1 protein-coding gene is annotated in these 1,870 nt (G+C 70.4%); it reads left to right on the forward strand.

Features of this window, described 5'->3' with window-relative positions; genetic code table 11:
* Positions 1-16 precede the first annotated feature (16 nt).
* A partial coding sequence (locus tag APM_RS14585; RefSeq protein ID WP_007424142.1) for an FdhF/YdeP family oxidoreductase occupies positions 17-1,870 on the forward strand: 1,854 nt, incomplete at its 3' end.

A 1,870-nucleotide genomic window follows, 5' to 3' on the forward strand; every position in this document is an offset into this window, starting at 1 on the left:
AGCGGAGATGCTGCCCATGACCACCCGACGTCGCATCGTGCCCGATCACAACCTGAAGGGAATCCGGCGCTATGACGCGCCGGCCGGCGGCTGGGGCGCGCTGCGCGCCACCGCCAAGGCGATCCGCACCCAGATGGATGCCGGCGACGCCGCCCGCCTGCTGCTGCGCACCAACAAGCCCACCGGGTTCGACTGCCCCGGCTGCGCCTGGCCGGACAAGGAACACACCTCGACCTTCCAGTTCTGCGAGAACGGCGCCAAGGCGGTGACCTGGGAAGCGACGCGCAAGCGCGTCGGCCCCGATTTCTTCGCCACCCACACGGTCAGCGAGCTGCTCGGCTGGTCGGACCACGCGCTGGAGGATGCCGGGCGGCTCACCCACCCGCTGGCCTATGACCACGCGAGCGACACCTATCGCGAGATCGGCTGGGACGACGCCTTCGCCCGCATCGGCGCGGTGCTGCGCGCCCTGCCCGACCCCGACATGGTGGAGTTCTACACCTCCGGCCGCGCCTCGAACGAGGCGGCGTTCCTCTACCAGCTCTTCGCCCGCGAATACGGCACCAACAATTTCCCCGACTGCTCGAACATGTGCCACGAGGCCACCAGCGTCGGGCTGCCGCAGTCGATCGGGTTCGGCAAGGGCACCGTCTCGCTCGACGATTTCGACCATTGCGACCTGATCATCGCGATGGGGCACAATCCCGGCACCAACCATCCGCGCATGATGGGCACGCTGCACGAGGTCGCGCGCCGCGGGGTGCCGATCATCGTGTTCAACCCGATGCGCGAGCGGGCGCTGGAACGCTTCGCCGACCCGCAGAACGCGGTCGAGATGGCGACGCGGGGGGCGACGCCGATCGCCTCGACCTACCTGAAGGTGCGGGTCGGCGGCGATGCCGCGGCACTCTCGGGCATCATGAAGGCGCTGCTCGAACTCGACGCCGAGGCGGGGCCGGAGGCCGGCATCCTCGATCGGGCGTTCATCGCGGCGCACACCAACGGGTTCGACGATCTCGCCGCCGACCTGCGGGCGACGCCGTGGGAGCGGATCGAGGCGGCGAGCGGGCTCTCGCGCGCCGATCTCGCCACCGTGGCCGGGCATTACGCGCGGGCGAAATCGACCATCGTCACCTACGGCATGGGCATCACCCAGCACGCGACCGGCACGCAGAATGTGCGGCAGATCGCCAACCTGCTGCTGCTGCGCGGGAATTTCGGCCGGCCGGGTGCCGGGATCTGCCCGCTGCGGGGCCATTCCAACGTGCAGGGCGACCGCACCGTGGGGATCACCGAGAAGCCGGGCGAGGCGATGCTGGAGCGGATCGCGCAGCGCTTCGGCTTCACCCCGCCGCGCGCCCACGGGCATGACGCGGTCGCTGCGATGGAGGCGATGCTGCGCGGCGACTCCCGCGCGCTGATCGCCCTCGGCGGCAACCTCGCCATCGCCATGCCGGATACCGAGGCCTGCGCCGCGGCGATGCGGCGGCTCGATCTCGCCGTGCATGTCGCCACCAAGCTCAACCGCTCGCACCTGCTGATCGGCCGGGAGTCGATCATCCTGCCCTGCCTCGGCCGCACCGAGGAGGATATCCAGGAGAGCGGGCCGCAGGTCATCACCGTCGAGGACTCGATGTCGATGGTGCATGCCTCGGCCGGCAAGCTCGCGCCGGCCTCGCCACTGCTGCGCTCGGAGCCGGCGATCGTCGCCGGCATCGCCATGGCCACCCTCCCCGACAGCACCGTGCCCTGGCGCGAGATGGTGGCCGATTACAGCCTGATCCGCGACGCGATCGAGGCGGTGTTCCCCGAATTCGCCGATTTCAACGCGCGGATCGCCGTGCCGGGCGGCTTCCGCCTGCCGATCCCG

Origin of the sequence: Acidiphilium sp. PM, assembly GCF_000219295.1 — a bacterium.
Taxonomy (GTDB): Bacteria; Pseudomonadota; Alphaproteobacteria; order Acetobacterales; family Acetobacteraceae; genus Acidiphilium; species Acidiphilium multivorum.